The organism is Micromonospora sp. DT178, assembly GCF_049841695.1.
Classification (GTDB): Bacteria; Actinomycetota; Actinomycetes; order Mycobacteriales; family Micromonosporaceae; genus Micromonospora.
On sequence record NZ_JBNCKV010000003.1, the window covers coordinates 171,896 to 198,299 of the forward strand.

The following is a 26,404-nucleotide window of genomic DNA, read 5'->3' on the forward strand; positions in this document are numbered from 1 at the left end:
CATGATCGCGGCTCGACGTGCGGACCTACGAAACCGCGTCCTCCGGGCCGGGCCGGCGAGACCCGTATCCCTGGGCCAGACATGCGACGAGCCCCGGGCGTCGGAACACCCGGGGCTCGTCGCAGTCGTACGTCAGCTGCAACCGCTGGTGGAGCCGCAGCCCTCGCAGACGTAGCAGCTACCCGCCGGGCGCATCTTCGTACCGCAGGTGAAGCAGAGCGGCGCGTCGGCGGCCTTGCCGATCACGGCCTCCAGCAGTTCGGTGCTGGAACCCACGGACGGCGCCGGCTTGGCGGCGGCCACGTCGGCGGTCTCCTGCGCCGGCTGGGCGACCGGTCCGGTCTTCGGCTCGGTCGGCGCCTCGACCGGGGCGGAGGCGGCCATCGCGGTGAGGTCCGCACCGCTCGCCTCCGCCTCCGCCTCGGCCCGCAGCTGGGCCGCCCGCTCGCTGGCGGTGAAGATGCCCAGCTCCGCGCGGCGCTCGTACGGCAGGAAGTCCAGCGCCAGGCGACGGAAGATGTAATCCATCACCGAGGCGGCCATCCGCACGTCCGGGTCGTCGGTCATGCCGGCCGGCTCGAAGCGCATGTTGGTGAACTTGCTGACGTACGTCTCCAGCGGGACGCCGTACTGGAGACCGATGGAGATGGCCACCGAGAAGGCGTCCATCACGCCGGCCAGGGTCGAGCCCTGCTTCGACATCTTGAGGAAGACCTCGCCGAGGCCGTCGTCCGGGTAGGACGAGGCGGTGAGGTAGCCCTCGGCGCCGCCGACGGAGAAGCTGACCGTCTGGGACGGGCGCTTCTTCGGCAGGCGCTTGCGCACCGGGCGGTACTCGACGACCTTCTCGACGACCTTCTCCACCTCGGCGGGGGCGGCCTCGGTGGCCTTGTTGGACTTCGCCACCGACAGCGGCTGGCCGACCTTGCAGTTGTCGCGGTAGATCGCCAGCGCCTTGAGGCCCAGCTTCCAGCCCTCGAAGTAGATCTTCTCGACGTCCTCGACGGTCGCCTGCTCCGGCATGTTGACCGTCTTGGAGATGGCGCCGGAGACGAACGGCTGGACGGCCGCCATCATCCGCACGTGACCCATCGGGGCGATGGACCGCTCGCCCATCGCGCAGTCGAAGACCGGGTAGTGCTCCGGCTTCAGGCCCGGGGCGTCGACCACGTGGCCCTGGTCGGCGATGTGCTCGACGATCGCCTCGACCTGCTCCTCGGGGTAGCCGAGACTGCGCAGGGCGCGCGGCACGGTCTGGTTGACGATCTGCATCGAGCCGCCGCCGACCAGCTTCTTGAACTTGACCAGCGCCAGGTCCGGCTCCACGCCGGTCGTGTCGCAGTCCATCATGAAGCCGATGGTGCCGGTCGGCGCGAGGACGCTCGCCTGTGCGTTGCGCCAGCCGAACTTGTCACCGAGCTTGTTGCCCTGGGTCCACTGCTTCGTAGCCTCGCGGACGATCGCGGTGGCCACGGTGCCCGAGGGCTTGATCTCGTCGTTGGCGGCGGCGTGCTTGCGCATGACCCGCTTGTGCGGCTCGGCGTTGCGGGCGTAGCCGTCGTACGGGCCGACCACGCCGGCCAGCTCGGCCGAGCGGCGGTAGGCGGTGCCGGTCATCAGCGAGGTGATCGCCGCGGCGACCGAGCGGCCCTGCTCCGAGTCGTAGGGCAGGCCGGAGGCCATCAGCAGGGCGCCCAGGTTGGCGTAGCCGATGCCCAGCTGCCGGTAGGCGCGGGACGTCTCACCGATCTTCTCGGTCGGGAAGTCGGCGAAGCAGATCGAGATGTCCATCGCGGTGATGACGAACTCGACGGACCGGACGAACTTCTCCACCTCGAAGCCACCGTCGGCGCGGAGGAACTTCATCAGGTTGAGCGAGGCGAGGTTGCACGAGGAGTTGTCCAGGTGCAGGTACTCCGAGCACGGGTTCGACGCGGTGATCCGCCCGGTCTCCGGGCAGGTGTGCCAGTCGTTGATGGTGTCGTCGTACTGCAGGCCGGGGTCGGCGCACTCCCAGGCGGCCTGGGAGATGGCGCGGAACAGGTTCTTGGCGTCGATGGTCTCGATCACCGCGCCGTCGAGCCGGCCGCGCAGGTCGAAGCCGCCGCCGTTCTCCACTGCGGTCATGAACTCGTCGGAGACCCGGACGGAGTTGTTGGCGTTCTGGTACTGCACGCTGACGATGTCGGCGCCGCCGAGGTCCATGTCGAACCCGGCGTCACGCAGCGCGCGGATCTTGTCCTCCTCGCGCGCCTTGGTGACCACGAACTCCTGGATGTCCGGGTGGTCCACGTCGAGGATGACCATCTTCGCCGCGCGCCGGGTGGCGCCGCCGGACTTGATGGTGCCGGCGGAGGCGTCCGCGCCGCGCATGAAGCTGACCGGGCCGGAGGCGTTGCCGCCGGAGGAGAGCAGCTCGCGGGAGGAACGGATCCGGGACAGGTTCACGCCGGAGCCGGAGCCGCCCTTGAAGATCAGCCCCTCCTCCTTGTACCAGTCCAGGATGGAGTCCATCGAGTCGTCGACGGCCAGGATGAAGCAGGCGCTGACCTGCTGCGGCGAGGGCGTGCCGACGTTGAACCAGACCGGCGAGTTGAAGCTGAACACCTGGTGCAGCAGCATCCAGGTCAGCTCGTGGGCGAAGATCTCGGCGTCTGCCGGGCCGGCGAAGTAGCCGTACTCCTCACCCGCCGTGCGGTAGGTGGTCACCACCCGGTCGATCAACTGCCGCAGCGACCACTCCCGCTCCGGGGTGCCCACGGCGCCCCGGAAGTACTTGGTGGTCACGATGTTCGCCGCGTTGACGCTCCACGACTCCGGGAACTCGACACCGCGCTGCTCGAAGTTGACCGAGCCGTCCCGCCAGTTCGTCATGACGATGTCGCGGCGCTCCCAGGCGACCTCGTCGTAGGGGTGCACCCCCTCGGTCGTCCAGACCCGCTCGATCTTGAGCCCCGCGCCGGCCTTGTTGCGTGCCCTGCTGGTTGTCACACCGTCCCCCGACATCTCATCCGCCCCCTCGTCCGCACGGCCACCCGCCGCCCGATCCGACTGTCATCACCTGCAAGAGAAACTTCAACTGGTACGGCCGGCGGCCTCGGCCGCGTCGGCCCCGGCGCCCTCCCGGGCGCGCGCGGCGGCCCGCAGCGTCTCGATCTCGCGCTCGAAGTCGGCGAGCGAGTCGAACGACCGGTAGACGCTGGCGAACCGCATGTAGGCGACCTCGTCCAGGTCCCGCAACGGGCCCAGGATGGCCAGCCCCACCTCGTGGCTGGGGATCTCGGCGGCCCCCTTGGCCCGGACGGTCTCCTCGACCTTCTGCGCGAGCAGCGCGATCGAGTCGTCGTCCACGGGCCGGCCCTGGCACGCCTTGCGCACCCCGCCGATGATTTTCGTACGGCTGAACGGCTCGGTCACCCCGCTGCGCTTGACGACCGCGAGGACCGCCTCCTCGACGGTGGTGAACCGCTTGCCGCACTCCGGGCAGGATCGCCGCCGGCGGATCAACTGGCCGTCGTCGGCCTCCCGCGAGTCGACCACCCGGGAGTCGGCGTGTCGGCAGTACGGACACCGCATCGCACCCGACCTCCTTCATCGATCGCGGGCCCGCCGACCGCTTCCCGGGCACGCGTCAGCGCGACGGAGCCATCTGCCGATGGTCTTCGCCGTGTCGACGGTGCCGGAGTGCGGTCGGTAGTCGAACCCAACCTGTAGGCGACTTACGCCCGTGTGACTACTACATCTAGGGGTCGACCGTAGGCCGCTGCGGATCGGAGGTCAAGTTGGCCGGCGTGTCCGGCGCGTCACCCGACTCCCGGGGCGACCGGCACCGCCGCCCGCCGGAGGACCAACCGTCCGACGCCCCCGCGGGTTACCGGTCCGGTCGGGGCGAAACGGCCGACGAACGGACGGAAGTCGAACACCCGTTCGACCCGGCGTACCATTTATCAGAACACGAGTACGAGCGGAGCGGTTTTTCACGCCGACACGCCGAGCAAGGTCGTACAGATGTTTGAAAATGACCGATCTCACCTATACGGTCTTGAACAACCGGGCGCGGAATCCTCCGTCCACCGGTCAGCTCGCACCACCGCACGCACCACGAGCCGCCAAGGCACCCAGCGCCGACCAGGGAGGACGGACGTGACCGAGGATCGGGCCAGCCGGCCGAAGAGCCCGCAGCAGATCACCGAGGCGGGACCGCCGGCCACCCGACGCCGGGGCGCCGCGCGCAGCCGGACCGGGCAGCCCGCCGTGCGCCCGGTCACCCCGGTGGTCAGCGCCTTCCCCGACCCCGCGACGGTGGATCTCACCGCCCGGCAGCGCCGGATCCTGGAGTTCATCCGCACCTGGGTCGAGCGGCACGGCTACCCGCCGAGCGTGCGCGAGATCGGCGAGGCCGTCGGCCTGGTCTCGCCGTCGAGCGTCGCCTACCAGCTCAAGGAGCTGGAGAAGAAGGGCTTCCTGCGCCGCGACCCCAACCGGCCGCGCGCCGTGGACGTCCGGGCCCCCGCCGACGTCGACGAGGAACTGGCCCGCTCGCAGCGCCCCGCCCCGGCCTACGTGCCGATGCTGGGCCGGATCGCGGCCGGTGGCCCGATCCTGGCCGAGCAGGCCGTGGAGGACATCTTCCCCCTCCCCCGCGAGTTGGTGGGTGAGGGCGAGGTCTTCATGCTCCAGGTCAAGGGCGACTCGATGCTGGACGCGGCGATCTGCGACGGCGACTGGGTCGTGGTCCGGCAGCAGCCGACCGCCGAGGCCGGCGACATCGTCGCCGCCATGCTCGACGGCGAGGCGACCGTGAAGACCTACCGCCGCCGCGACGGGCACGTCTGGCTCATGCCGCAGAACCCGGCCTTCGACCCGATCCCCGGCGACGACGCCACCATCATGGGCCGGGTCGTCGCGGTGCTGCGCCGCATCTGATCCGCCGCCGCCCGGGTGGCCGCCCTCGGCGGCCACCCGGGCGCCGTTGCCGCTCAACCGCAGGGCCTGAGCGTCCGTCGCCGTGTCCGGCGGGCCGAGCCCTCAGTAACGGTCGCCCCGGTAGCCCCGGCCGCCACCGGGCACGTGACCGTAGCCGCGACCGTCGTCGGGGCCGTCGTCACGCCGGCGGGCCCGCCGCTGGCCACGGGGGTCCGGTTCGTCGCCCCGCCGCGGCGGCTCCGCCCGGCCACCGCCGTAGACGCCGCCGCCCGGCTGCCCCCCGCCACCGTAGACACCGGCACCGGGGCGACCGCCACCCTGACGTCCGCCGCCACCGCCCTGCCGGCCACCGCCACCGGGCGGCGGCCCGCCCAGGCCGGGCGGTCCGTCCACGGGCGGACGACCGCCGCCGTAGACCCCGCCGCCAGCAGCCGGACGGGCGCCACCGTAGACGCCACCGCCGGCCGGGCGGGCGCCACCGGGGCCCCCGCCGCCGGCCGGCGCGGGACCGCCGCGCCCACCGGCCGGGCCGCCGTAGACACCGGCCGCCGGCGCACCGCCGTAGACGCCGCCCCGACCCCGGTCGCCCGGCGGACGGAAGCCGTCGTCCGCCGGCCCGCGCCGGTCGTCGGCAAGGGCGTCGTCGCGCTCCGGTCCGTCGTCGCCGCGGGGAGGCGCCGGCTTGCGCCGGGACCGGAGGATGCCGAAGACACCCGCCGCCACCATCAGCGCCCCGATCACCCCCACGGCGACGATCAGGTACGTGATGTCGCTCAGGCTCAGGCCGTCGACCCAGGACTGGCCGGCCTTCTTCGGGGCGTCGCCCCCGCCGGCCACCGGCTTCGCGCCCTCCGCGGAGGGCGTGTAACCGAGGATGTCGATCGGGGCGTCCTCGTCGAGCTGGCCGCCGTCGGAGACGGTCAGGAAGGACTTGCCGTCGGGGCTGTAGGTGATCGCCTCACCGAACGGGTCGGCGAGCGCCGTCACCCGGGGCGTGCCGCCGGTCAGGGCCGCCACGACGTTGCCGTCGGTCACGTCGTACTCGAAGGCGTCGGCGTAGGTGCGCACCACCACCCGGGAGCCGTCGGGGGACCGGGCCGCGCCGGTGATCGCCACGCGGCCGGGGGCGCCGAGCCGGTTGTCCGTGTCGGTCTCCGGCAGGCTGATCTCGCCGACCTTCTTCATCGGTACGGCCGGGGTGTCCCCGCTCTTCATCTTCTCGGCGGGGGTGAAGATCTGGGCCTTGCCGGACATCACCTTGGTGATGATCAACGGGTTGCCGTCGTCGCCGATCAGCAGCGCCTCGGCGTCGTGCGGCTTGCCCTCCGGGTAGGAGAGGCGGTGCAGCACCGGCCGCTTCGACCCGTTGACCGGCATGCTCCACAGCGCCACCCGCTCGCGACGCTCCCGGCTGGTGACGTTGTCACCGGTGTCGGCGATCCAGACCGTCGTGCCGTCCGGGGAGAGCGCCAGGTCCTCGGTGTCGAACGGCCCCTCGCCCGAGTAGCGGACCGGCTCCTTCGAGATCCCGCACTTGGTGTCGAGGAAGAAGACCCGCTTGCGGCTCTCCACCTCGGTGCCGTCGTTGATCACGATGTAGCCGCTCTTGGTGGCCACCAGGCCCGACAGCTCACGCAGCCGCTCGTCGGTGACCGTGCACCGCTTCTTGCCGGGGGCGGCCGCGAGCGGGGACGCGGCCGAGGCGGGCGCCGCCGCCAGGGCGACTCCGGTACACGCCACGGTCGCCCCCAGCAAGCCGAGGGCGACCGTGACCGAAGAAACAGCGCGGCGCATTGAATCAGTGTCGCATGCCGGGCGTTTCCGACGCGTGACGCCGGGAGGCCGTCACCGTGCGCCCGCGACCGCCTGGCCCTCGTCCGCCCGGAACGGCACCAACTCGGCGGCGAGCGCCTCGCCGACCCGGACGTGCACCAGGGTGCCCTCCGGCAGGTGGGAGGTGCTCAGCACCTCGCCCTGACGGTGCACCCGGGCCACCAGGTCGCCCCGGTCGTACGGCAGCACCGCGCGGACCTCCACGGCCGGGCGGGGCAGCCGCGACTCGACGGCCTCGCGCAGCCCGTCGATGCCGCGACCCGTGTGCGCGGAGACGAAGACCGCCTCCGGCCAGAGCCGCTTGAGCCGCAGCAGCGTCTCCTCGTCGGCGGCGTCGGTCTTGTTGACCACCAGCAGCTCGGGCAGCCGGTCGGCGCCCACCTCGGCGAGCACCTCGTGGACCGCCCGGACCTGCTCCTCCGGATCCGGGTGGGTGCCGTCGACGACGTGCACCACCAGGTCGGCCTCGGCGACCTCCTCCAGGGTCGAGCGGAACGCCTCGACGATCTGGTGAGGCAGGTGCCGGACGAACCCGACCGTGTCGGAGAGCGTGTAGAGCCGCCCGTCGGCCGTGGTGGCCTTGCGGGTGGTCGGGTCAAGGGTGGCGAAGAGCGCGTTCTCCACCAGCACGCCCGCCCCGGTCAGCCGGTTGAGCAGGCTCGACTTGCCGGCGTTGGTGTAGCCGGCGATGGCCACGGCCGGCACGGCGTTGCGGGAACGCCGGGCACGCTTGGTCTGGCGTACCGTCCTCATGCCCTTGATCTCCCGGCGCAGCCGGGCGATGCGGTGGCGGATCCGGCGCCGGTCGGTCTCCAGCTTCGTCTCACCGGGGCCGCGCAGACCCACGCCGCCGCCGGCACCACCGCCGCGACCGCTACCACCGGTCTGCCGCGAGAGGGTCTCACCCCAACCGCGCAGGCGCGGCAGCAGGTATTCGAGCTGGGCCAGCTCGACCTGCGCCTTGCCCTCCCTGCTCTTGGCGTGCTGAGCGAAGATGTCGAGGATCAGCGCGGTGCGGTCGACCACCTTGACCTTGGTGCGCTGCTCAAGGTTGCGCAGCTGGGACGGCGACAGCTCACCGTCGCAGATCACCGTGTCGGCGCCGGTGGAGAGCACGACCGAGCCGAGGTCGTCGACCTTGCCCCGGCCGACGTAGGTGGCGGGGTCGGGGCGGGTGCGCCGCTGGATCAGCCCCTCGAGCACCTGCGAGCCGGCGGTCTCCGCCAGCGCGGCCAGCTCGGTGAGGGAGTTCTCGGCGTCGCTCTGCGAGCCCTCGGTCCAGACGCCGACGAGGACCACGCGCTCCAGGCGCAGTTGGCGGTACTCGACCTCGGTGATGTCCGCGAGCTCGGTGGAGAGGCCGGGGACCCGCCGCAGCGCCTGCCGCTCCGACAGCTCGAACTCACCGGTGGTGGCGTCGAGCTCGTCGTCCTCGTAGGGAAGAAGGGTCTCCTGGTTGCGCAAGCCGTTCTCCTGTCCGTTCTGTCACGTACCGAGCAATCCTGACATGTGCCAACGCGGAACGCACCCGCTATATGCCCGCTCGAACGGGCCACAAAAGTGGGGGCGGATGCCGGAGGGGCCGGCCGGGGCGAGTAGAAATGCGGGGCGAGCCGTTCAGCGTCGACGGAGGGATCCCGTGGCCATCACCCGACTTCCAAGTGCCGGATTCTCGATCACGATTCGGATCGCCGTGCCGGCGGACGCGTCCTCGATCGGCCGGCTGACCACCTCCGTGGGTGAGGCCGGGGCGATCGTCACCGCGCTCGACGTGGTGGACTCCGACCCGACCCACGTGCTCGTCGACCTGACCTGCGACACCGCCGACGCCAGCCACGCCGACCAGGTGGTCGACGCGTTGACGGCGCTGGACGGCGTGGACGTGCGCAAGGTCTCCGACCGGACCTTCCTCCTGCACCTCGGCGGCAAGATCGAGGTCAGCTCGAAGGTGGCGCTGCGCAACCGCGACGAGCTGTCCCGGGCGTACACCCCGGGGGTGGCGCGGGTCTGCATGGCGATCGCGGAGAACCCGGCCGACGCCCGCCGGCTGACCATCAAGCGCAACACCGTGGCCGTGGTCAGCGACGGCTCCGCCGTGCTGGGCCTGGGCAACCTCGGGCCGGCGGCGTCGCTGCCGGTGATGGAGGGCAAGGCCGCGCTGTTCAAGCGCTTCGGCGGGGTGGACGCCTGGCCGGTGGTGCTCGACACCCAGGACACCGACGAGATCGTGCAGATCGTCAAGGCGATCGCCCCGGCGTACGGCGGAATCAACCTGGAGGACATCGCCGCGCCGCGCTGCTTCGAGATCGAGGCGCGGCTGCGCGAGGCGCTGGACATCCCGGTCTTCCACGACGACCAGCACGGCACCGCGATCTGCGTGCTGGCCGCGCTGACCAACGCGCTGCGCGTCGTGGGCAAGCAGCTCGCGGACGTCCGGGTCGTGGTCTCCGGCGCGGGCGCGGCCGGCACCGCGATCATGAAGCTGCTGCTGCGCCAGGGCGTCGGCGACATCATCGCGTACGACCGGCAGGGCGCTCTGCACCGCGGCCAGAGCGGGCTCAACCCGGCCTGGCAGTGGCTGGCCGAGAACACCAACAAGGAGAACTACTCCGGCGACCTGGCCGGGGCGGTACGCGGCGCGGACGTCTTCATCGGGGTGAGCGCGCCGAACCTGCTCACCGGCGACGACATCGCCACGATGGCCAAGGACTCGATCGTCTTCGCGCTGGCCAACCCGGACCCGGAGGTCGACCCGCGGGAGGCGCGCAAGCACGCCGCCGTGGTCGCCACCGGCCGCTCCGACCAGCCGAACCAGATCAACAACGTGCTCGCCTTCCCGGGCGTCTTCCGGGGCATGCTGGACGCGCACGCCGAGGAGTTCACCGAGGAGATGGCGATCGCGGCGGCCCGGGCCATCGCGGACGTGGTCGGCGAGGACAAGATCAACCCGACGGTGATCGTGCCCAGCGTCTTCGACTCACGGGTCTCCCCGGCGGTCGCCGCGGCGGTCCGCGCCGCCGCCCAGAACCCGGCCCCGGCCCCCGCCGCCGACCCGGGCCCCGCCGACCTCCCCGAGATCGCCGCCGAAGCCAGCGCCACCCCCTGATCCCACCTCACCCCCGCCCCTCCCCGCCGCCCTGGGGAGGGGCGGGGGTGGGAGGTGCGGTCAGGGGGTCGTGAGGGTGGTGGGGTCGAGGGTGCCGGTGGCTACCAGGGTGGCCGGGCCGGCCAGCCAGCAGGAGTCCTCGGTCACCGTGACCGACAGGCGTCCGCCGGGGACGTCCACCGCCAGCACGCCGGTGTCCCGGCCCGCGTCGCGCAGGGCCACCGCGGCCACCGCGCAGGCGCCCGTGCCGCAGGAGAGCGTCTCGGCGGAGCCGCGCTCGTACACCCGCATCAGCACGTGGCCGTCGGTGCCGTCGACGGGCTCGCCCGGCGCCGTGAACTCCACGTTCACCCCGGCCGGGAAGACCACCGGGTCGACGTCGGGGGCCCGGGTGAGGTCGAGCGCGGTCAGCTCCAGCCCGGCCGGCAGCGCGCAGACCAGGTGCGGGTTGCCCACGTCCACGGCCGTGCCGGGCAGGGTCAGCCCGCCGAGGGTGGCGGTCGCCGTGTCGTACAGCCGGGGGCGACGCATCTCGACGGCGATGGCGTCGGCCGTGACCAGCGCGCGCACGACGCCGGCCCGGGTCGCCACCGGCAGCGTCCCTTCCTCCGGCTCGGCCAGCCCGGAGGCGACCAGGTAGCGGACGAAGACTCGGGCGCCGTTGCCGCACATCTCCGCGAACGACCCGTCGGCGTTCCAGTAGTCCATGAACCACTCGGCCTCGCCGGACGTCCCGGCGCCCTCCGGATGGGCGGCCGCCCGGACCACCCGCAGCACGCCGTCGCCGCCGAGGCCGCGTCGCCGGTCGCAGAGGGCCGCGACCAGCCCCGGTGTCAGGTCGAGCCGGTTGTCCGGATCGGGCAGGATGACGAAGTCGTTGCCGGTGCCGTGGCCCTTGGTGAACTGCACGTCCCCATCATCGCGCAGGGGCGGGAACCAGGCGCAGGGCGGCCGGGATCAGGTCCGGCGCCGACGCGTCCAGCCAGTGGATCCGCGGGTCGCGGCGGAACCAGGAGCGCTGCCGCCGGACGAAGCGCCGGGTGGCCCGGACGGTCTCGTCGTGCGCCTCGGCCTCGGTCAGCTCCCCGGCGAGGAAGCGCAGCACCTGCTGGTAGCCGAGCGCGCGACTGGCCGTACGGCCCTCGGGCAGGCCGCGCGCGACCAGGTCCCGGGTCTCGGCGACCAGGCCGTCGGCCCACATCCGGTCCACCCGCAGGGCGATCCGCTCGTCCAGCAGGGCGGTGTCCAGGTCCACCCCGAGCTGCACGGACGGGTAGTACGGGGTGGGGTCGGGCAGCGCGGCGGTGAACGGCGCCCCGGTCAGCTCGATGACCTCCAGGGCGCGCACGATCCGCCGGCCGTTGCCGGGCAGGATCCCCGCCGCGGCGGCCGGGTCGGCCTCGCGCAGCCGGGCGTACAGGGGCGCGGGGCCGACCTCGGCCAGTTCCCGTTCCAGCCGCTCGCGCACCGCCGGGTCGGTGCCGGGGAACTCGAAGCGTTCCAGCACCGCCCGCACGTAGAGGCCGGAGCCGCCGACCAGCAGCGGCACCCGGCCCCGGGCCAGGACGTCGTCGACGGCGGCGCGGGCCAGCCGCTGGTATTCCGCGACGCTCGCCGGCTCGGTGACGTCCCAGATGTCCAGCAGGTGGTGCGGCACCCCCTCGCGCTCGGCCGGGGTGAGCTTGGCGGTGCCCACGTCCATGCCCCGGTAGAGCTGCATCGAGTCGGCGTTGACCACCTCGCCGTCGAGGGCGTGCGCGAGGGCGATGCTCAGCGCCGACTTGCCGGCCGCCGTCGGCCCGACCACGGCGACGACCGTCCCGGCCGGTGGGCGGGTGGTCACGCCGGCGTCCAGGACGACACGAGGTAGGCGACGCCGTAGGGCGCCGAGTGGTGGCGCAGCTCGCCGCGCCAGTCGCCGCCCGTCGCGCGCACCGCGCCGGCCAGCACCTGCCAGGGCGCGCGGCCGGCGGCCTTCAGCTCCGCCGACAGGGCCGGGTCCAGGTCGAGCAGGGCCCCGGCGTCCGCGTCGGCCAGGGCGCGGGCGACCCCGTCGTCGTACGCCTCGGCGCGCGGGTCGTCGTAGCCGGGCGACTTCGGGCCGCGGCAGGCCGACCCGTCCCCCGTCACCAGCAGGGCGGTACGCGGCTCCGTCGCCGCGCCGAGCGCCGCCCCCAGCTCGGCGCACTCGGCCGGGGAGGCGTCGGACGCGACGGAGCGGGCCAGCCGGGGCAGCTCGGTGCGGGAGCGACCGAGCAGCCACGCGCCGACGGTCAGGCTCAGCGGCAGCCGCTCGCCACCGGCGCAGTTCACCTTCCACAACCGCACGTGCCGGTCGAGGCCGTACTGGCGCAGCGAGCCGTGATCGGCCGCGTTGAAGCGGGTGGTCTCCGGCCCGCCGCCGACCAGGACGATCACCTCGGGGCCGGCGGCGAGCAGCCCGGCGACGGCGGCGTCGCAGGCGGCGCGGAGCTCGTCCAGCTCGGGCGCGGCGGCGCCGGCCAGCTCGGGGACGATCAGCGGCGGGTGGGGGCAGACGGCAGCGGCGACCAGGGGCACCCGGCAACGGTATCGGCACGACGGCGCCGCGCGCCCCGCACCCGGGGCTCTCGGCGCGGCCACCGCCCCGTCGGGTCCCTCCCCGGCGGATCGCCACGCGGTCGGGTCGCCTCGGTGGCCGGGGCGCCGCGCCGACGACGACGCCCGCCCGTGCCGACACTCGTACGCCCGGATTCCGACACTCCTCCCAGGGAGCCTGTCCGCGGGCGCTAGGACACCGTATGGTCACGGTCGGCGATAGGCGCTCGACGGGAACGGGGTCGTACCTGTGACAATGCCGGGGGAAACTATGCTGCGCCGTGGCGGCGATCGCGGGACTGCTCCCCGACGCCGGGAGAACGAGGATGGGCACATGAGCGACTGGACTGCCTTCGGACGGGTGGACGCGGACGGCACCGTGTACGTCAAGACCGCCGACGGCGAGCGGGTGGTCGGATCCTGGCAGGCGGGAGCGCCCGAGGAGGGGCTGGCCCACTTCGCCCGCCGCTTCGACGACCTGGTGACCGAGGTCAACCTGACGGAGGCCCGGCTCAACTCGGGCGCCGCCGACGCCGGCCATTCACTGACCACCATCCGGCGGATCCGCGCCTCGCTGGCCGAGGCGCACGTCGTCGGCGACATCGACGCGCTGGCCGCCCGGCTGGACCGGCTCGCCACGGTGGCCGAGGAGAAGGCCGGCGAGGCCAAGGCCGCCCGGGACGCCGCCCGCAGCGAGGCGCTCGCCCGCAAGCAGGCCCTCGTGGAGGAGGCGGAGAAGCTGGCCGCCGAGTCGACCGGCTGGAAGACCGCCGGGGACCGGCTCAAGGAGATCCTCGACGAGTGGAAGACCATCCGCGGGGTCGACAAGAAGGCCGACGGCGAGCTGTGGAAGCGGTTCGCCGCCGCGCGCGACGGCTTCACCCGTCGCCGGGGCGCCCACTTCGCCTCCCTCGACGCGCAGCGCAAGCAGGCGCAGACGGCCAAGGAGGAGCTGGTCGCCGAGGCCGAGAAGCTCAAGGACTCGACCGACTGGGCGGCTACCGCCAACCAGCTCAAGGAACTGATGAACCAGTGGAAGGCCGCTCCCCGGGCCTCCAAGGAGGCCGAGCAGAAGCTCTGGGAACGGTTCCGGGGCGCGCAGGACGAGTTCTTCACCCGGCGCAGCGAGGTCTTCTCCGCCCGCGACAACGAGCAGCGGGGCAACCTGGAACGCAAGCAGGCGCTGCTCGCCGAGGCCGAGGCGCTGGACGTCGACGGCGACCCGAAGGGCGCGCAGGCCAAGCTGCGGGAGATCCAGGCCCAGTGGCACGAGGCCGGCCGGGTGCCCCGCGAGGCGGCGGCCGGGCTGGAGCGCCGGCTGCGCGCCATCGACGAGAAGGTCCGCGAGGTCATGGACTCCGCGTGGCGGCGCACCACCAAGGAGGACAACCCCCTGCTCGCCCAGATGCGCGCGCAGGTCGCCGAGGCCGAGGAGCGGCTGGCCCGGGCCCAGGCGGCCGGCGACGCCCGGCGGGTCAAGGAGGCCGAGCAGGCGCTCGCCTCCAAGCGGCAGTTCCTCCAGCTCGCCGAGCAGGCCGGCTGAGCTGGACCGACCCATCACGACGGCCACCGAGCCACCTCGGGCCGAGCCACCACGGAAGCCCCCGATCCGCCACGGACCGGGGGCTTCCGCCTGTCCGCCCGCAGGCGCCCGCCCGGGGCCGCAATGGTTGACGCATCGAGGCGCGCTGATCAGAATGAGCGGCGGAGCCAGGTCCGGCACCGGCGCGAGGGCGCCGGCGGCGCACACCGCGTCGTCGGGGGACGCCGGTGGTACCGCGAGCGGCCGCATCCCACGTGGCACGTCTCGTCGCGCCCTGTCCGCGTACTCCCTGAGGGAGCGTGACGGCCGTCGCCCGGTTCCCGCCCGCGCCGCCCGAGGCGGCGGCGGGCAGTTCGAAGTGGAGCTCGCATGCACCGACGCAGCGCCCTCGGCGGCGCGATCACCGCGCTCGCCACCGCCGCGGCCGGCGTCCTCGTCGCCGCCGCCGTCAGCACCACCCCGGCCGTCGCCGCCCCCGCCGGCACCGGCACCGGCTACCTGCACACCGACGGCAACAAGATCGTCGACAGCACCGGCGCGACGGTACGCATCACCGGCATCAACTGGTTCGGCATGGAGACCGACAACAAGACCTTCCACGGGCTGTGGTCCACCAACCCGTGGCGGGGGCAGGTCGACAAGATGGCCAGCCTCGGCTACAACACGCTGCGCGTGCCGTACTCGAACGACGCGCTAAAGCCGGGCGCCACGGCCAGTGGCATCAACGACTTCGTCAACCCGGACCTGGTCGGGCTCTCCCCGTTGCAGATCCTCGACAAGGTCATCGACTACGCCGGCGGCAAGGGGATGCGGGTCATCCTGGACCGGCACCGGCCGACCTCGGCCGGCCAGTCCGCGCTCTGGTACACCCCGACGGTCTCCGAGGCGACCTGGATCAACGACTGGAAGATGCTCGCCCAGCGGTACGCGGGCAACACCACCGTGATCGGGGCGGACCTGCACAACGAGCCGCACGCCGAGGGGACGAACCCGGCGGCCACCGGCGCGTGCTGGGGCTGCGGCGATCCGGCGCGGGACTGGCGGCTGGCCGCCGAGCGGGCCGGCAACGCGATCCTGTCGGTGCAGCCGAACTGGCTGATCTTCGTGGAGGGGGTGAGCTGCCCCAGCGGCGGCCTCTCCAACGTCTGGGACAACGATCCGAGCAACGACGAGGACTGCGGCTGGTGGGGCGGCAACCTGACGAAGGCCAAGGACTTCCCGGTCCGGCTCGACGTGCCGCACCGGCTGGTCTACTCGCCGCACGAGTACGCCACCTCGGTCTTCGAGCAGAACTGGTTCAAGTCCCCCGACTTCCCGACGAACCTGCCGGGCATCTGGGACAAGTACTGGGGCTACCTGCACAAGCAGAACATCGCCCCGATCATGATGGGCGAGTTCGGCAGCACCCTGGCCGACCCCCGGGACCGGGTGTGGCTGGAGAAGCTGATGGCCTACACCGGCACCGGGGTCGACGGGATGTCCTTCACCTACTGGTCGTGGAACCCGAACTCCGGTGACACCGGGGGCATCGCGCTCGACGACTGGACGAACATCAACACCACCAAGCAGGCCATCCTCCAGCCGTACCTGATCCCGCCGGTGGGCGGCGGGGGCGGCCCGACCGGCACGCCGACGGCCACGCCGACCTCGTCACCGACCTCGACGCCGCCGCCCAGCGGCGGCTGCACCGCCGCGTACCGGCAGGTCAACGCGTGGCAGGGCGGTTTCCAGGGGGAGCTGACGGTGACGAACACCGGCACCGCGACGGTCAACCCGTGGCAGGCCACCTGGACCTGGCCGGCCGGGGTGAGCCTGGCCAGCGGCTGGAACGCCACGGTGACCCAGTCCGGCACCACGGTGACGGCGGCGGCCCCGACCTGGGCCGGTGCGCTGGCACCCGGCGCCGCGGTGACCGTCGGCTTCACCGCCAACGGCGCGTCCGCCGCGCCGGGCGCGGTGAAGCTCAACGGCGTCGCCTGCTGATCCCACCTCCGCGTCGGCGGCCGTTCCCCTCGGGGACGGCCGCCGCTGCGCGTACGGACGGAGCCAGGCCTTTACATCGATGAGCGTCTGTGTTTACATCAGGAAAGCGCTTACCTGATTGCACGTGAGCGCCAGCACGGGAGCCGCAACTTCGCGTAGCCAGTCCGCATCCGCGGGGCCGCCGACCGCCGTCCCCGCCGACCAGACGCCACCGGGCACGGCGTCGCAGGGTCGGCCCACGGTCCGCGAGCCCGCCACCACCGAAGGGAAGCACCATGCGTACGTCCCGACGTCGCACCATCCTGCTCACCGCCGCCGCCAGCGCCGCGCTGCTCGCCGCGGGGGCGCTGACCGCCGGCACCGCACCCGCCTCGGCCGCCCCCACCGGGCTGGTCGGCTGGGCCACCCAGAACGGCGGCACCACCGGCGGCAGCGGCAACCCCGTCACCGTGACCACCGCCTCCGCCCTGACCAGCGCGGTCGGCTCCAGCAGCGCGGCGGTGATCCGGGTCTCCGGCACCATCTCCTGCTCCGGCATGCTGCGGGTGCGGTCCCACAAGACCATCCTCGGCAACCCCGGCGCGACCATCTCCGGCTGCGGCTTCAACATCAGCGGCGACCGCAACGTCATCATCCGGAACCTGACCTTCCGGAACTGGAACGACGACGCGATCAACGTGCAGGAGTCGGCCACCAACGTCTGGATCGACCACAACAGCTTCACCAACGGCTACGACGGCGCGGTCGACATCAAGCGCGGCTCGGACTTCATCACGGTGTCGTGGAACCGGGTCTACGACCACGACAAGTCGATGCTGCTCGGGCACAGCGACAGCAACGGCAGCCAGGACACCGGCCACCTGCGGGTGACCTACCACCACAACTGGTTCGACGAGAGCACCCAGCGCCACCCCCGGGTCCGCTTCGGCAACCCCGTCCACGTGTTCAACAACTACTACGACAGCAACGGCGGCTACGGCGTGGCGTCCACGGAGAACGCCGGGGTGCTCGTCGAGGGCAACTACTTCGAGAACGTCGACGACCCGTACCACCTCGGTGAGGGCGACTCCGGCCCGGGCACGCTGGTCGCCCGGAACAACCACTTCGTCAACTCCGGCAGCGGCCAGGCCGGCGGCAGCGTCAGGAGCATCCCGTACTCGTACAGCCTGGACGCCGCGAGCAGCGTGAAGTCCATCGTGACCGCCGGCGCGGGCGCCGGTCGGATCCAGGTCTGACCGGCCGAGCGCACCGGCCGGGGCCCGCGCGTGCGGGCCCCGGCCGGTCGCGGGTCAGTGCGCGGCGCAGCCGGTCGTCGGCGCGGGCGCCACGGCCGGCGCGCCGATCGTGGGCAGCCCGAGCAGCACCCCCGGCGTACGCGGGGCGCGCCCCGCCTCGGCCGCGTCGCCGGCCCGGGTGCGCCGGTGCGACAGCGGCTCACCGTCGGCGTTCAGGTGGTGCGGGGCGGCGTAGGTGATGGTGGTGTGCACGATGTCGCCGGGGCGGATCCGCCCGGCCTGGGAGCCCGCCTCGCCGTGCTGGCCGTTCGCGCCGGTGGCGAAGTGGACCAGGCGGCCGTCGCGGGCGCGGCCGGACATCCGGCCCGTGCGCTCGTCCTTGCGCCCCTCGCCGACGGCGACCAGCACCTCGACGGTCTCCCCCACCAACTTCTTGTTCTCCGCCCAGGTGATCTCCTCCACGCAGGCGATCAGCCGCTCGTAGCGCTCCTGCACGACCTGCTTGGGCAGCTGGCCGTCCATCGTGGCGGCCGGCGTGCCGGGGCGCTTTGAGTACTGGAAGGTGAACGCGGAGGAGAACCGGGCCTCGCGGACCACATCGAGGGTGCGCTCGAAGTCGGCGTCGGTCTCGCCGGGGAAGCCGACGATGATGTCGGTGGTGATCGCCGCGTCCGGCATCGCCGCCCGGACCTTTTCGATGATGCCCAGGTAGCGGTCGGCCCGGTACGAGCGGCGCATGGCCCGCAGCACGTCGTCGGAGCCGGACTGGAGCGGCATGTGCAGGGAGTGGCAGACGTTGGGCGTCTCGGCCATCGCGGCGATCACGTCGTCGGTGAAGTCCTTCGGGTGCGGGCTGGTGAACCGCACCCGCTCCAGCCCCTCGATGTCGCCGCAGGCGCGCAGCAGCTTGCCGAAGGCGAGCCGGTCGCCGAACTCGACGCCGTAGGAGTTGACGTTCTGCCCGAGCAGGGTCACCTCCAGCACGCCCTCGTCGACCAGGGCGCGGACCTCGGAGAGGATGTCGCCGGGGCGGCGGTCCTTCTCCTTGCCCCGCAGAGAGGGCACGATGCAGAACGTGCAGGTGTTGTTGCAGCCGACGGAGATCGACACCCAGCCGGCGTACGTGGACTCGCGCCGGGTGGGCAGCGTCGAGGGGAAGACGTCGAGGGACTCGAGGATCTCCACCTCGGCCGCCGCGTTGTGCCGGGCCCGGTCCAGCAGCACCGGCAGCGACCCGATGTTGTGCGTGCCGAACACCACGTCGACCCAGGGCGCCTTGCGGACGATCTCGCCCCGGTCCTTCTGGGCGAGGCAGCCGCCCACGGCGATCTGCATCCCCGGGTGCCTGGCCTTGACGGGGCGCAGGTGACCGAGGTTGCCGTAGAGCCGGTTGTCGGCGTTCTCCCGGACGGCGCAGGTGTTGAACACCACCACGTCCGGGTTCTCGTCGGCTTCGGCGGCGCGCACGTAGCCCGCCTGCTCCAGCAGGCCGGAGATGCGCTCGGAGTCGTGCACGTTCATCTGGCAGCCGTAGGTGCGCACCTGATAGGTGCGCGGGCTGCTCGCCGCTGCGGTAGTCATGACCCGGACAGCGTATCCGGGCCCACCGACCGGACTAAACGAGGAGGAGCCGTGTGCCGGAGCATCAAGACCCTGCGTGAGCCGTACGTCGCCGAGGTGACCCCCGCCGACGTCGACGCCGCGGCGTTGCAGTACGTCCGCAAGATCTCGGGTTTCCGCAAGCCCGCCGCCCACAACGCCGCGGCCTTCGACGCGGCGGTCGCCGCCGTCGCCGCGGCCACCGCGACCCTGCTCGCCGAGCTGGAGGTGCGCGGCGGCCGCTCCGCCAGCCCGGCGGGCTGACCCCGCCGCCGGGCGACGAGGCCTCGTCGCCCGCCGGAGACCCCGGGGCCGGACGCCCCGGCAGGGCCGGCGGGCCGGGTCAGGCGGCGGCGAGCGCCGGAAGCACCGAGTCCGGCGCCCAGCGCGAGCGGTGGCACTGCGACCAGCCGCGACAGCGGGGATCGGCGTCGGTGCACAGCCGCTGGTCGGCGAGCACCTCGCCGTCGTCGGTCTCCCGGACGTCGAAGTGCACCGGCCGGATCGTGCCGTCGGGCGCGACGAGCAGGTGCCGCCCAGCGTCGAGCGTGTCGTCGCGCAGCAGGCAGTTGCGGTCCAGCAGCCGCGCCAGCGCGGCGATGCTGCCGTGTTCGGGCAGCCCTTCGGGCACCCCGTAGCAGTCCACGATCGTGGCGAACTCCCCCGGCGCCTGCCAGACGTCGCAGATCACCGCGTACGTCGGCAGGCGGGTGGGGTCCGCCGCCGCCAGGGGCATCACCACCCGGCCGAGCGCCTCGGCCAGTGCCGGGTAGACCTCCACCGGCCGCACCTGCTCGATTCTCCAGTTCCACAGCTCGGTCATGCCGCCTCCTCGCTGTGCTCGTCCCACCGGCCTCCGGATCGGGCCTTACTGACGATGGTGGGGTGCATATGACCTCAGCCGGGGGCAAGTTACCGGTCTGTGACCATTCCGGGCAAAATTTCCTCGAGCGCCGTTGCTCCGAGTAGCGGAAAGGTGACAGTTTATCGGGTACGGTGGCCCGCTCCGGACGCCACACGCCGGCCGGAGGAGATCCTTCCGGCCCGGCCCTGGCCGCGCCCGGCCCGACGACCGCCCCGCGCCGACGGCACGGGGCAGGCGTCATCCGGTCGCCGAAGCGGCGGCCAGGGCCGGGGCGGGCCGTCCTCAGCGCACGACCACGCGGTGCTCCCCGGGCGGCAGCAGCTCGCCGACCACGGTGGCGCCCGGCAGCTCGCCCGCGACCAGCAGGCCGCCCGAGGTCTGCGCGTCGGCCAGCAGCAGCCGCTCCTCCTCGCGCACACCGCCGAAGTCGGTCCACGGGGTGACCCACTCCAGGTTGCGCCGGCTGCCGCCGCTGACGTGCCCGTCGCGCACCGCCTCCCGGGCGCCGGCCAGGTAGGGCACCCGGGCCGCGTCGATCGCCACCGTCAGGCGGCTCGCCCGGGCCAGCTTGGACGCGTGCCCGAGCAGGCCGAAGCCGGTCACGTCGGTGCCGCAGCGGACGCCGGCCGCCACCGCGGCCCGCGCCGCGTCCCGGTTGAGGGTGGTCATCGCGGCGACCGCCTCGGGGAAGCTCTCGCCGGTGGCCTTGTGCCGGGTGTTGAGCACCCCGACGCCGAGGGGCTTGGTCAGCGACAGCGGCAGTCCCGCCCGGCCCGCGTCCAGGGTGATCAGCTCCTCCGGCCGGACCACCCCGGTGACTGCCAGCCCGTACTTGGGGCCCTCGTCGTCGACGCTGTGCCCGCCGGCGAGGTGGCAGCCGGCGTCGCGGGCCACGTCCTGCCCGCCGCGCAGCACCTCCCGGGCCAGCTCCAGCGGGAGCACGTCGCGCGGCCAGCAGAGCAGGTTGAGCGCGACGAGGGGGGTGCCGCCCATGGCGTACACGTCGGAGAGGGCGTTGGTCGCGGCGATGCGCCCCCAGTCGTACGCGTCGTCGACCACCGGGGTGAAGAAGTCGGCCGTGGTGACCAGGCCGGTGCGCTCGTCGAGCCGGACCACCGCGGCGTCGTCGCCGTGGTCGAGCCCGACGAGCAGCTCGGCGGTGCCGGTGGCCGGGCCGAGCCCGGCGACCATCGTCTCCAACTCCCCCGGGGGGATCTTGCACGCGCAGCCGCCTCCCCGGGCGTACCGGGTGAGCCGTACCGGTTCCGTCATCCCCACATGATCTCCCCGGCCGCCCCGTCCCCGCTACGCGGGCGGGCCGGAGCGCGGTCAAAATCGGACTCTTGACCCCGTTACGAACTGGTGTTATCGCTCCGTGACCAACTGAGTTGCGTACCGCCACATCCCCCCGCCTACAGTTGCCCAACCGGGGGTCACCCGACCCCGCGCGACGACAGGGACGGTGAACGACGTGACGACGGGCGAACCGCTCATCGTGCTGGACTCGGTCAACAAGTGGTTCGGGCCGCTGCACGTGCTGGACGACGTCTCACTGTCGGTCGGGCGCGGCGAGGTGGTCGTGGTGATCGGCCCGTCGGGCTCCGGCAAGTCGACGCTGTGCCGCACCATCAACCGCCTCGAACCGATCAGCTCCGGCACGATCACCTTCGACGGGCAGCCGCTGCCGGCCGAGGGCAAGGCGCTGGCGAAGCTGCGCAGCGAGGTCGGCATGGTGTTCCAGTCGTTCAACCTCTTCGCGCACAAGACGATCCTCGAGAACGTCACCCTCGGGCCGGTCAAGGTCCGCAAGGAGAAGCCGGCGGCGGCGCGCGAGCGCGGACTGGCCCTGCTCGACCGGGTGGGCATCGCCAACCAGGCCGACAAGTTCCCGGCCCAGCTCTCCGGCGGTCAGCAGCAGCGGGTGGCGATCGCCCGGGCGCTGGCCATGCAGCCCAAGGCGATGCTCTTCGACGAGCCGACCAGCGCGCTGGACCCGGAGATGGTCGGCGAGGTGCTGGACGTGATGACGTCGCTGGCCCGCGAGGGCATGACCATGGTCGTGGTGACCCACGAGATGGGCTTCGCCCGGCACGCGGCGAACCGCGTCATCTTCATGGCCGACGGGCAGCTGGTCGAGGACGCCCCGCCGGCCGAGTTCTTCGCCAACCCGCGCAGCGAGCGGGCCAGGGACTTCCTCTCCAAGATCCTCACGCACTAGGCGTCCGTACCTGGAGCGCGCCGTCCCCCGGCGGGTTCCGTCGAAGAAGGAGATCAACATGCGTATCACGCGCGTAGCGGCGCTCGCGGCGGCCGCCACCCTGGCGCTCGGCATGACCGCCTGCGGTGGCGACGACGCCGACGAGGGCACCGGCGCCGGCAGCAAGTCCTTCGCCGCCGGCAGCACGATGGAGCGCCTCAACAAGGCCCAGGCCATCAAGATCGGCACGAAGTTCGACCAGCCCGGCTTCGGCCAGAAGGGCCTGTCCGGCAAGCCGGAGGGCTTCGACGTCGAGGTCGCGAAGATCATCGTCAAGGAGCTGGGCATCCCCGAGGACAAGATCGAGTGGGTCGAGGCCCCCTCGAAGGTCCGCGAGGACGTGATCGTGAACGGCACCGTCGACCTGGTCGCCGCCACCTACACGATCAACCCCAAGCGCAAGGAGCGCATCGCGTTCGCCGGTCCTTACTACGAGGCCGGCCAGAACATCATGGTGAAGAAGGACGAAGCCGCCATCACCGGGCCGGACTCGTTCAAGGACGGCACCAAGAAGGTCTGCTCGGTCACCGGCTCCACGCCGGCCGAGGAGATCAAGAAGTACGTCAAGGACGTCGGCACCCAGCTGGTGCTCTTCGACACCTACGACAAGTGCCGCGACGCCCTCAAGGGCGGCCAGGTCGACGCCGTCACCACGGACAACGTGATCCTGCTCGGCTACATCGCCAAGGACGAGGCGTCGTTCAAGCTGGCCGGCGAGAACTTCACCAAGGAGCCGTACGGCCTCGGGGTGAAGAAGGAGGACACCGACTTCCGCAACTTCGTCAACGACACGCTGGAGAAGGCGTTCGCCGACGGCAGCTGGAAGAAGGCCTGGGACGACACCGCCGGCAAGTTCGGTGCCGAGCTGGGTTCCGCGCCGACCGTCGACCGCTACTGAGCTGATCCGTTGATCTGGAGGGTGGGGAGGAAGACCGGCCCGTGAGTGTGCTCATCGACAAGTTCGACGTCTTCGCGGGTGGTTTCTGGCTCACCCTCCAGATCTGCGTACTCGCCGCGGTCGGCGCCCTGATCCTGGGCGCCGTCCTGGCGGTGCTGCGGATCTCCCCGGTACCGCCGCTGCGGGCGGTCGGCACCGGCTACGTCAACGTCTTCCGCAACATGCCGCTGACCGTGGTGATGTTCTTCGCCGCGTTCGGCCTGCCGGCGCTCGGCTCCAACGCGGACTTCCTGCGCGTCCCCGGCCTCGACGCGGTGTTCAGCCGGCTCGACACCGATCTGCCGTACTTCCGCTTCGCGCTGATCGCGCTGGTGCTCTACACCGCGGCGTTCGTCTGCGAGGCACTGCGCTCCGGCGTGAACGCCGTGCCCGCCGGCCAGGCGGAGGCCGCCCGGTCGCTGGGCCTCACCTTCGGCCAGAACCTGCGGTACGTGGTGCTGCCGCAGTCCTGGAAGGCCTCGGTGGTGCCGCTCGGGTCGGTGATCATCGCGATGATCAAGAACTCGGCGCTGGTCGGCTTCTTCGGCGTGGTCGGCGACCTCTCGCAGACCGCCGACCAGCTCACCTCGGCCGAGGGCTACGCCTTCGTCCCCGTCGCCATCGGCATCTCGATCGGATATCTGATCATGACCGTCCCCCTCGGCGCGCTCCTCGACCGGATCGAGAAGCGGCAGGCGGTGGCCCGATGAGCCAGCAGAGCGTCCTCTACGACGTCCCCGGCCCACGGCAGCGCCGGCTCACGCTGATCGGCAGCGTGGTGGCGACGGTGCTGCTTCTCGCCGCCGCGTACTTCCTGGTCTACCGTCCGCTGGACGCCAAGGGCCAGTTCTCGATGGAGCTCTGGGGGCCGCTGATCGACCCCTCCAACGAGAACTTCTCGCTGGTGTGGAAGCGGATCGGCACCGGCTTCCAGAACACGCTGACCGCCGCCGCCCTGGCGATCGTCTCCTCGCTGGTGGTCGGCACCCTGCTCGCGGTGCTGCGGATCCAGCTCAAGAGCCTGACCCGGCGCCGCTTCACCGGGCTCGCCACGCCGCTGGCGTACCTGCTGCGCGGGCTGAACATGCTGCTGTCGGCGGTCACCCGGGTCTGCGTCGAGGTGTTCCGGGGCCTGCCCGTGGTCATCACGATCTTCTTCGTGGCCCGCGGCTTCCCCGAGTTCGGCGTCTCGTTCGACACGCTGTGGTACCTGGTCATCGGCCTGACCATCTACAACTCCGTGGTGATCGCCGAGATCCTCCGCTCCGGCATGGAGGGCCTGCCCGGCGGGCAGGCCGAGGCGGCTGCCGCGATCGGGCTCTCCCCGGCGCAGACCACCCGGATGATCCTGCTGCCGCAGGCGTTCCGGATCATGCTGCCGGCGCTGATCAGCCAGCTCGTCGTGGTACTCAAGGACACCTCGCTCGGCTTCATCATCAGCTACGAGGAGACCCTGAACATCGGCAAGCAGATCATCGGCGCGCTGGACAACCCGATCCAGGTCTACGTCGTGATCGCGGTGATGTTCATCCTGGTGAACTACTCGCTGTCGAAGCTGGCCCAGTACGTCCAGCGCCGGCTCTCGCGCGGTCGCAAGACCGCCGGCACCCCGGCCCAGAACCCGCCCCCCGCCGCGCTCGCCTCGCAGTCGGAGAGCAACGGCCAGGGCATCTGAGATCTGGCGTACGACGAAGGGCCGGCCCGATGATCGGGCCGGCCCTTCGTGTCGACGCCGTCAGCGGGCGATCTCGGTGACCCGGGACTCGCGGACCACGGTCACCCGGATCTGACCCGGGTAGGTCAGCTCCTCCTCGATCTGCTTGGCCACGTCCCGGGCCAGCACGGCCGCGCCGATGTCGTCCACGTCGTCCGGCTTGACCATCACCCGGATCTCCCGGCCGGCCTGCATGGCGAAGACCTTCTCCACGCCGAGCTTGCCGGCCGCGATCTCCTCGATCCGCTCCAGCCGCTTGACGTACGCCTCCAGGCTCTCCCGCCGGGCGCCCGGCCGACCGCCCGAGCAGGCGTCGGACGCCTGGGTGAGGACGGCCTCGATGGTCTGCGGCGGCACCTCGTTGTGGTGCGCCTCGATGGCGTGGACGACGTCCTCGCTCTCGCCGTACTTGCGGGCCAGGTCGGCGCCGATGATGGCGTGGCTGCCCTCCACCTCGTGGGTGAGCGCCTTGCCGATGTCGTGCAGGAACGCCGAGCGCTTGATGATCGGCACGTCCAGCCGCAACTCGGCGGCCATGATGCCGGCGATGTGCGCGGTCTCCACCAGGTGCTTGAGCACGTTCTGCCCGTACGACGTCCGGTAGCGCAGCCGGCCGAGCAGGGTGACCAACTCCGGGTGGATCTCGGTGATGCCGACCTCGACCAGGGCGTCCTCGGCAGCCCGCTGGCAGAGCTCCTCCACCTCGTGCCGGGCCAGGTCGTAGACCTCCTCGATGCGGTGCGGGTGGATCCGCCCGTCCAGGACCAGCTTCTCCAGCGTCAGCCGGCCGACCTCCCGGCGCACCGGGTCGAAGCAGGAGAGCAGCACCGCCTCGGGGGTGTCGTCGATGATCAGGTTCACGCCGGTGACCGACTCGAAGGCGCGGATGTTGCGGCCCTCCCGGCCGATGATCCGCCCCTTCATCTCGTCGCCGGGCAGGTGCAGGACGCTGACCACGCTCTCCGCCGTCTGCTCGCTGGCGACCCGCTGGATGGCGTCCACGACGATGTGCCGGGCGCGCTGCTCGGCGGTGCCGCGGGCGTCGGACTCGATGTCGCGTACCAGCAGGGCGGCCTCCCGCTTGGCCTGGACCTCGATCGCCTCGATGAGCTCCGCCCGGGCCGCGTCGGCGGTGAGGCCGGCGACCCGCTCCAGCTCGCGGCGCCGGTGCTCCTCCGCCTCGGCCAACTCGGCCTCCCGCTGGGCGAGGGCGGCCTCGCGGGCCGACAGGGCCGCGCTGGCGGCGGTGAGCTGCCGCTCCCGCTCGGCGAGCCGCTCCACCTCCTCGGTGTGCAGCCGCTCGCGCTCGTCCATCCGGGCCGCCCGCCGCTCCACCTCGGCGGCCTGCTCGCGGGTGGTGGCGGCGAGCACCGCGACCTCCCGCTCGCCGCTGCGCCGGGCGGTGGCCCGCAACTGCTCCGCGTCGGCCTCGGCCTGCTTGTGCGCCCGTTCCAGGACGGTGTCGGCCTCCGCCCGGGCGTCGTCGAGCACCCGGCGGGCCTCCGCCCGGGCCGCCTTCGCCTCGGCCTTCGCCGCGGCCGCCTCGGTGCGGGCCGCTGCGGCGGCGGACTTCGCCACGTCGATCGTGCTGTTGGCCTCGTCGGCGGCGGTGCGCAGGGCCGCGAGGGACTGCTCCTGCCGGTCCTTCTCGGCGATGAAGGCGGGATCCTCGGGCGCCGGCGCCGCACCGAACCGGCGCAGCGCCCGTACGCCGAGCAGCACCGCCCCGAGCACGACCACGGTCAGGACCAGCACCACGGCGAGGATCACGACGTCGAACCCGCTCATGCCGGCGCCCCGTCCCGCCCGGTGGCCACGGTGCCCGGCCC

At 72.4% G+C, this 26,404-nt stretch carries 21 protein-coding genes; 10 read left to right on the forward strand and 11 right to left on the reverse strand.

All coding sequences use genetic code 11. The features are described 5' to 3' along the window. Positions 1–132: 132 nt before the first annotated feature. Both ACLQ22_RS07410 and nrdR read right to left on the reverse strand, forming a co-directional pair. Positions 133–3,006: a vitamin B12-dependent ribonucleotide reductase gene (locus tag ACLQ22_RS07410; protein ID WP_425691598.1), complete on the reverse strand. Its 2,874-nt coding sequence runs from the start codon at positions 3,004–3,006 to the stop codon at positions 133–135. 69 nt (positions 3,007–3,075) lie between these two features. Continuing rightward, positions 3,076–3,576 carry a transcriptional regulator NrdR gene (nrdR, locus tag ACLQ22_RS07415; RefSeq protein ID WP_121395973.1) on the reverse strand — a complete coding sequence of 167 codons (501 nt, stop codon included), beginning with the start codon at positions 3,574–3,576 and terminating at the stop codon, positions 3,076–3,078. Positions 3,577–4,143: 567 nt separating this feature from the next. Here nrdR and lexA point away from each other — a divergent pair. After that, a complete protein-coding gene (gene lexA / locus ACLQ22_RS07420) occupies positions 4,144–4,926 on the forward strand; it encodes a transcriptional repressor LexA (RefSeq protein ID WP_121395974.1) in 783 nt (260 codons plus the stop codon). A 102-nt stretch (positions 4,927–5,028) separates the two neighbouring features. Here lexA and ACLQ22_RS07425 read toward each other — a convergent pair whose 3' ends face one another. Continuing rightward, a complete protein-coding gene (locus tag ACLQ22_RS07425; protein ID WP_425691599.1) occupies positions 5,029–6,720 on the reverse strand; it encodes a hypothetical protein in 1,692 nt (563 codons plus the stop codon). 51 nt (positions 6,721–6,771) lie between these two features. Further along, positions 6,772–8,223, reverse strand: coding sequence for a GTPase HflX (gene hflX, locus ACLQ22_RS07430; protein ID WP_425691600.1), 1,452 nt, complete (start codon positions 8,221–8,223; stop codon positions 6,772–6,774). Positions 8,224–8,398: 175 nt separating this feature from the next. Between hflX and ACLQ22_RS07435 the strand changes: the two genes are divergently transcribed. Further along, a complete protein-coding gene (locus tag ACLQ22_RS07435; RefSeq protein WP_366638559.1) occupies positions 8,399–9,865 on the forward strand; it encodes an NAD-dependent malic enzyme in 1,467 nt (488 codons plus the stop codon). Between the two features lie 60 nt (positions 9,866–9,925). Here ACLQ22_RS07435 and dapF read toward each other — a convergent pair whose 3' ends face one another. The 3 genes from dapF to ACLQ22_RS07450 are packed head-to-tail and all read right to left on the reverse strand — an operon-like array spanning position 9,926 to position 12,424. Beyond that, the gene (gene dapF / locus ACLQ22_RS07440) at positions 9,926–10,774 is read right to left on the reverse strand and encodes a diaminopimelate epimerase (protein ID WP_425691601.1); all 849 of its coding nucleotides are present in this window, start codon (positions 10,772–10,774) and stop codon (positions 9,926–9,928) included. Between the two features lie 7 nt (positions 10,775–10,781). Continuing rightward, entirely contained in the window at positions 10,782–11,720 is a 939-nt protein-coding gene (miaA, locus tag ACLQ22_RS07445) for a tRNA (adenosine(37)-N6)-dimethylallyltransferase MiaA (RefSeq protein ID WP_425691789.1), read from the reverse strand. Then, positions 11,705–12,424 carry a hypothetical protein gene (locus ACLQ22_RS07450; protein ID WP_425691602.1) on the reverse strand — a complete coding sequence of 240 codons (720 nt, stop codon included), beginning with the start codon at positions 12,422–12,424 and terminating at the stop codon, positions 11,705–11,707. Before ACLQ22_RS07450 ends, miaA begins: the two co-directional genes overlap by 16 nt. A 352-nt stretch (positions 12,425–12,776) precedes the next feature. On the opposite strand from ACLQ22_RS07450, the gene ACLQ22_RS07455 reads away from it, so the two are divergent. The 3 genes from ACLQ22_RS07455 (at position 12,777) to ACLQ22_RS07465 (ending at position 17,203) form a co-directional block, all read left to right on the forward strand. Next, positions 12,777–13,985 (forward strand): DUF349 domain-containing protein, encoded by a 1,209-nt coding sequence (locus ACLQ22_RS07455; RefSeq protein WP_425691603.1) that lies wholly within the window; start codon positions 12,777–12,779, stop codon positions 13,983–13,985. Positions 13,986–14,354: 369 nt separating this feature from the next. Then, entirely contained in the window at positions 14,355–15,968 is a 1,614-nt protein-coding gene (locus tag ACLQ22_RS07460) for a cellulase family glycosylhydrolase (protein WP_425691604.1), read from the forward strand. Positions 15,969–16,243: 275 nt separating this feature from the next. Next, positions 16,244–17,203 (forward strand): pectate lyase family protein, encoded by a 960-nt coding sequence (locus ACLQ22_RS07465; RefSeq protein WP_425691605.1) that lies wholly within the window; start codon positions 16,244–16,246, stop codon positions 17,201–17,203. A gap of 54 nt (positions 17,204–17,257) precedes the next feature. On the opposite strand, the gene miaB is transcribed toward ACLQ22_RS07465, so the two are convergent. Then, positions 17,258–18,784 carry a tRNA (N6-isopentenyl adenosine(37)-C2)-methylthiotransferase MiaB gene (gene miaB / locus ACLQ22_RS07470; protein WP_425691606.1) on the reverse strand — a complete coding sequence of 509 codons (1,527 nt, stop codon included), beginning with the start codon at positions 18,782–18,784 and terminating at the stop codon, positions 17,258–17,260. Between the two features lie 51 nt (positions 18,785–18,835). Here miaB and ACLQ22_RS07475 point away from each other — a divergent pair, with 51 nt between their 5' ends. Beyond that, positions 18,836–19,066: a DUF2277 family protein gene (locus ACLQ22_RS07475; protein WP_366638546.1), complete on the forward strand. Its 231-nt coding sequence runs from the start codon at positions 18,836–18,838 to the stop codon at positions 19,064–19,066. 79 nt (positions 19,067–19,145) lie between these two features. Here the strand turns inward: ACLQ22_RS07475 and ACLQ22_RS07480 are convergent, their stop codons facing one another. Next, a complete protein-coding gene (locus ACLQ22_RS07480; RefSeq protein WP_366638545.1) occupies positions 19,146–19,625 on the reverse strand; it encodes a hypothetical protein in 480 nt (159 codons plus the stop codon). A 324-nt stretch (positions 19,626–19,949) separates the two neighbouring features. Beyond that, a complete protein-coding gene (selD, locus tag ACLQ22_RS07485) occupies positions 19,950–20,945 on the reverse strand; it encodes a selenide, water dikinase SelD (RefSeq protein ID WP_425691607.1) in 996 nt (331 codons plus the stop codon). 184 nt (positions 20,946–21,129) lie between these two features. Here selD and ACLQ22_RS07490 point away from each other — a divergent pair, with 184 nt between their 5' ends. Genes ACLQ22_RS07490 through ACLQ22_RS07505 form a run of 4 tightly spaced genes read left to right on the forward strand, consistent with a single transcriptional unit; the run spans position 21,130 to position 24,536 of the window. Beyond that, positions 21,130–21,885, forward strand: a complete 756-nt coding sequence (locus tag ACLQ22_RS07490; RefSeq protein ID WP_121395986.1) for an amino acid ABC transporter ATP-binding protein — start codon at positions 21,130–21,132, stop codon at positions 21,883–21,885. A gap of 58 nt (positions 21,886–21,943) precedes the next feature. Then, positions 21,944–22,822, forward strand: a complete 879-nt coding sequence (locus ACLQ22_RS07495; protein ID WP_425691608.1) for a glutamate ABC transporter substrate-binding protein — start codon at positions 21,944–21,946, stop codon at positions 22,820–22,822. Between the two features lie 41 nt (positions 22,823–22,863). Then, complete coding sequence (locus ACLQ22_RS07500; RefSeq protein ID WP_358091683.1) at positions 22,864–23,571, forward strand: amino acid ABC transporter permease; 708 nt, start codon at positions 22,864–22,866, stop codon at positions 23,569–23,571. Then, positions 23,568–24,536 (forward strand): amino acid ABC transporter permease, encoded by a 969-nt coding sequence (locus ACLQ22_RS07505; RefSeq protein ID WP_425691609.1) that lies wholly within the window; start codon positions 23,568–23,570, stop codon positions 24,534–24,536. Before ACLQ22_RS07500 ends, ACLQ22_RS07505 begins: the two co-directional genes overlap by 4 nt. Before the next feature lie 60 nt (positions 24,537–24,596). On the opposite strand, the gene rny is transcribed toward ACLQ22_RS07505, so the two are convergent. Continuing rightward, the gene (gene rny / locus ACLQ22_RS07510; protein ID WP_121395990.1) at positions 24,597–26,363 is read right to left on the reverse strand and encodes a ribonuclease Y; all 1,767 of its coding nucleotides are present in this window, start codon (positions 26,361–26,363) and stop codon (positions 24,597–24,599) included. Between the last annotated feature and the right edge of the window lie 41 nt (positions 26,364–26,404).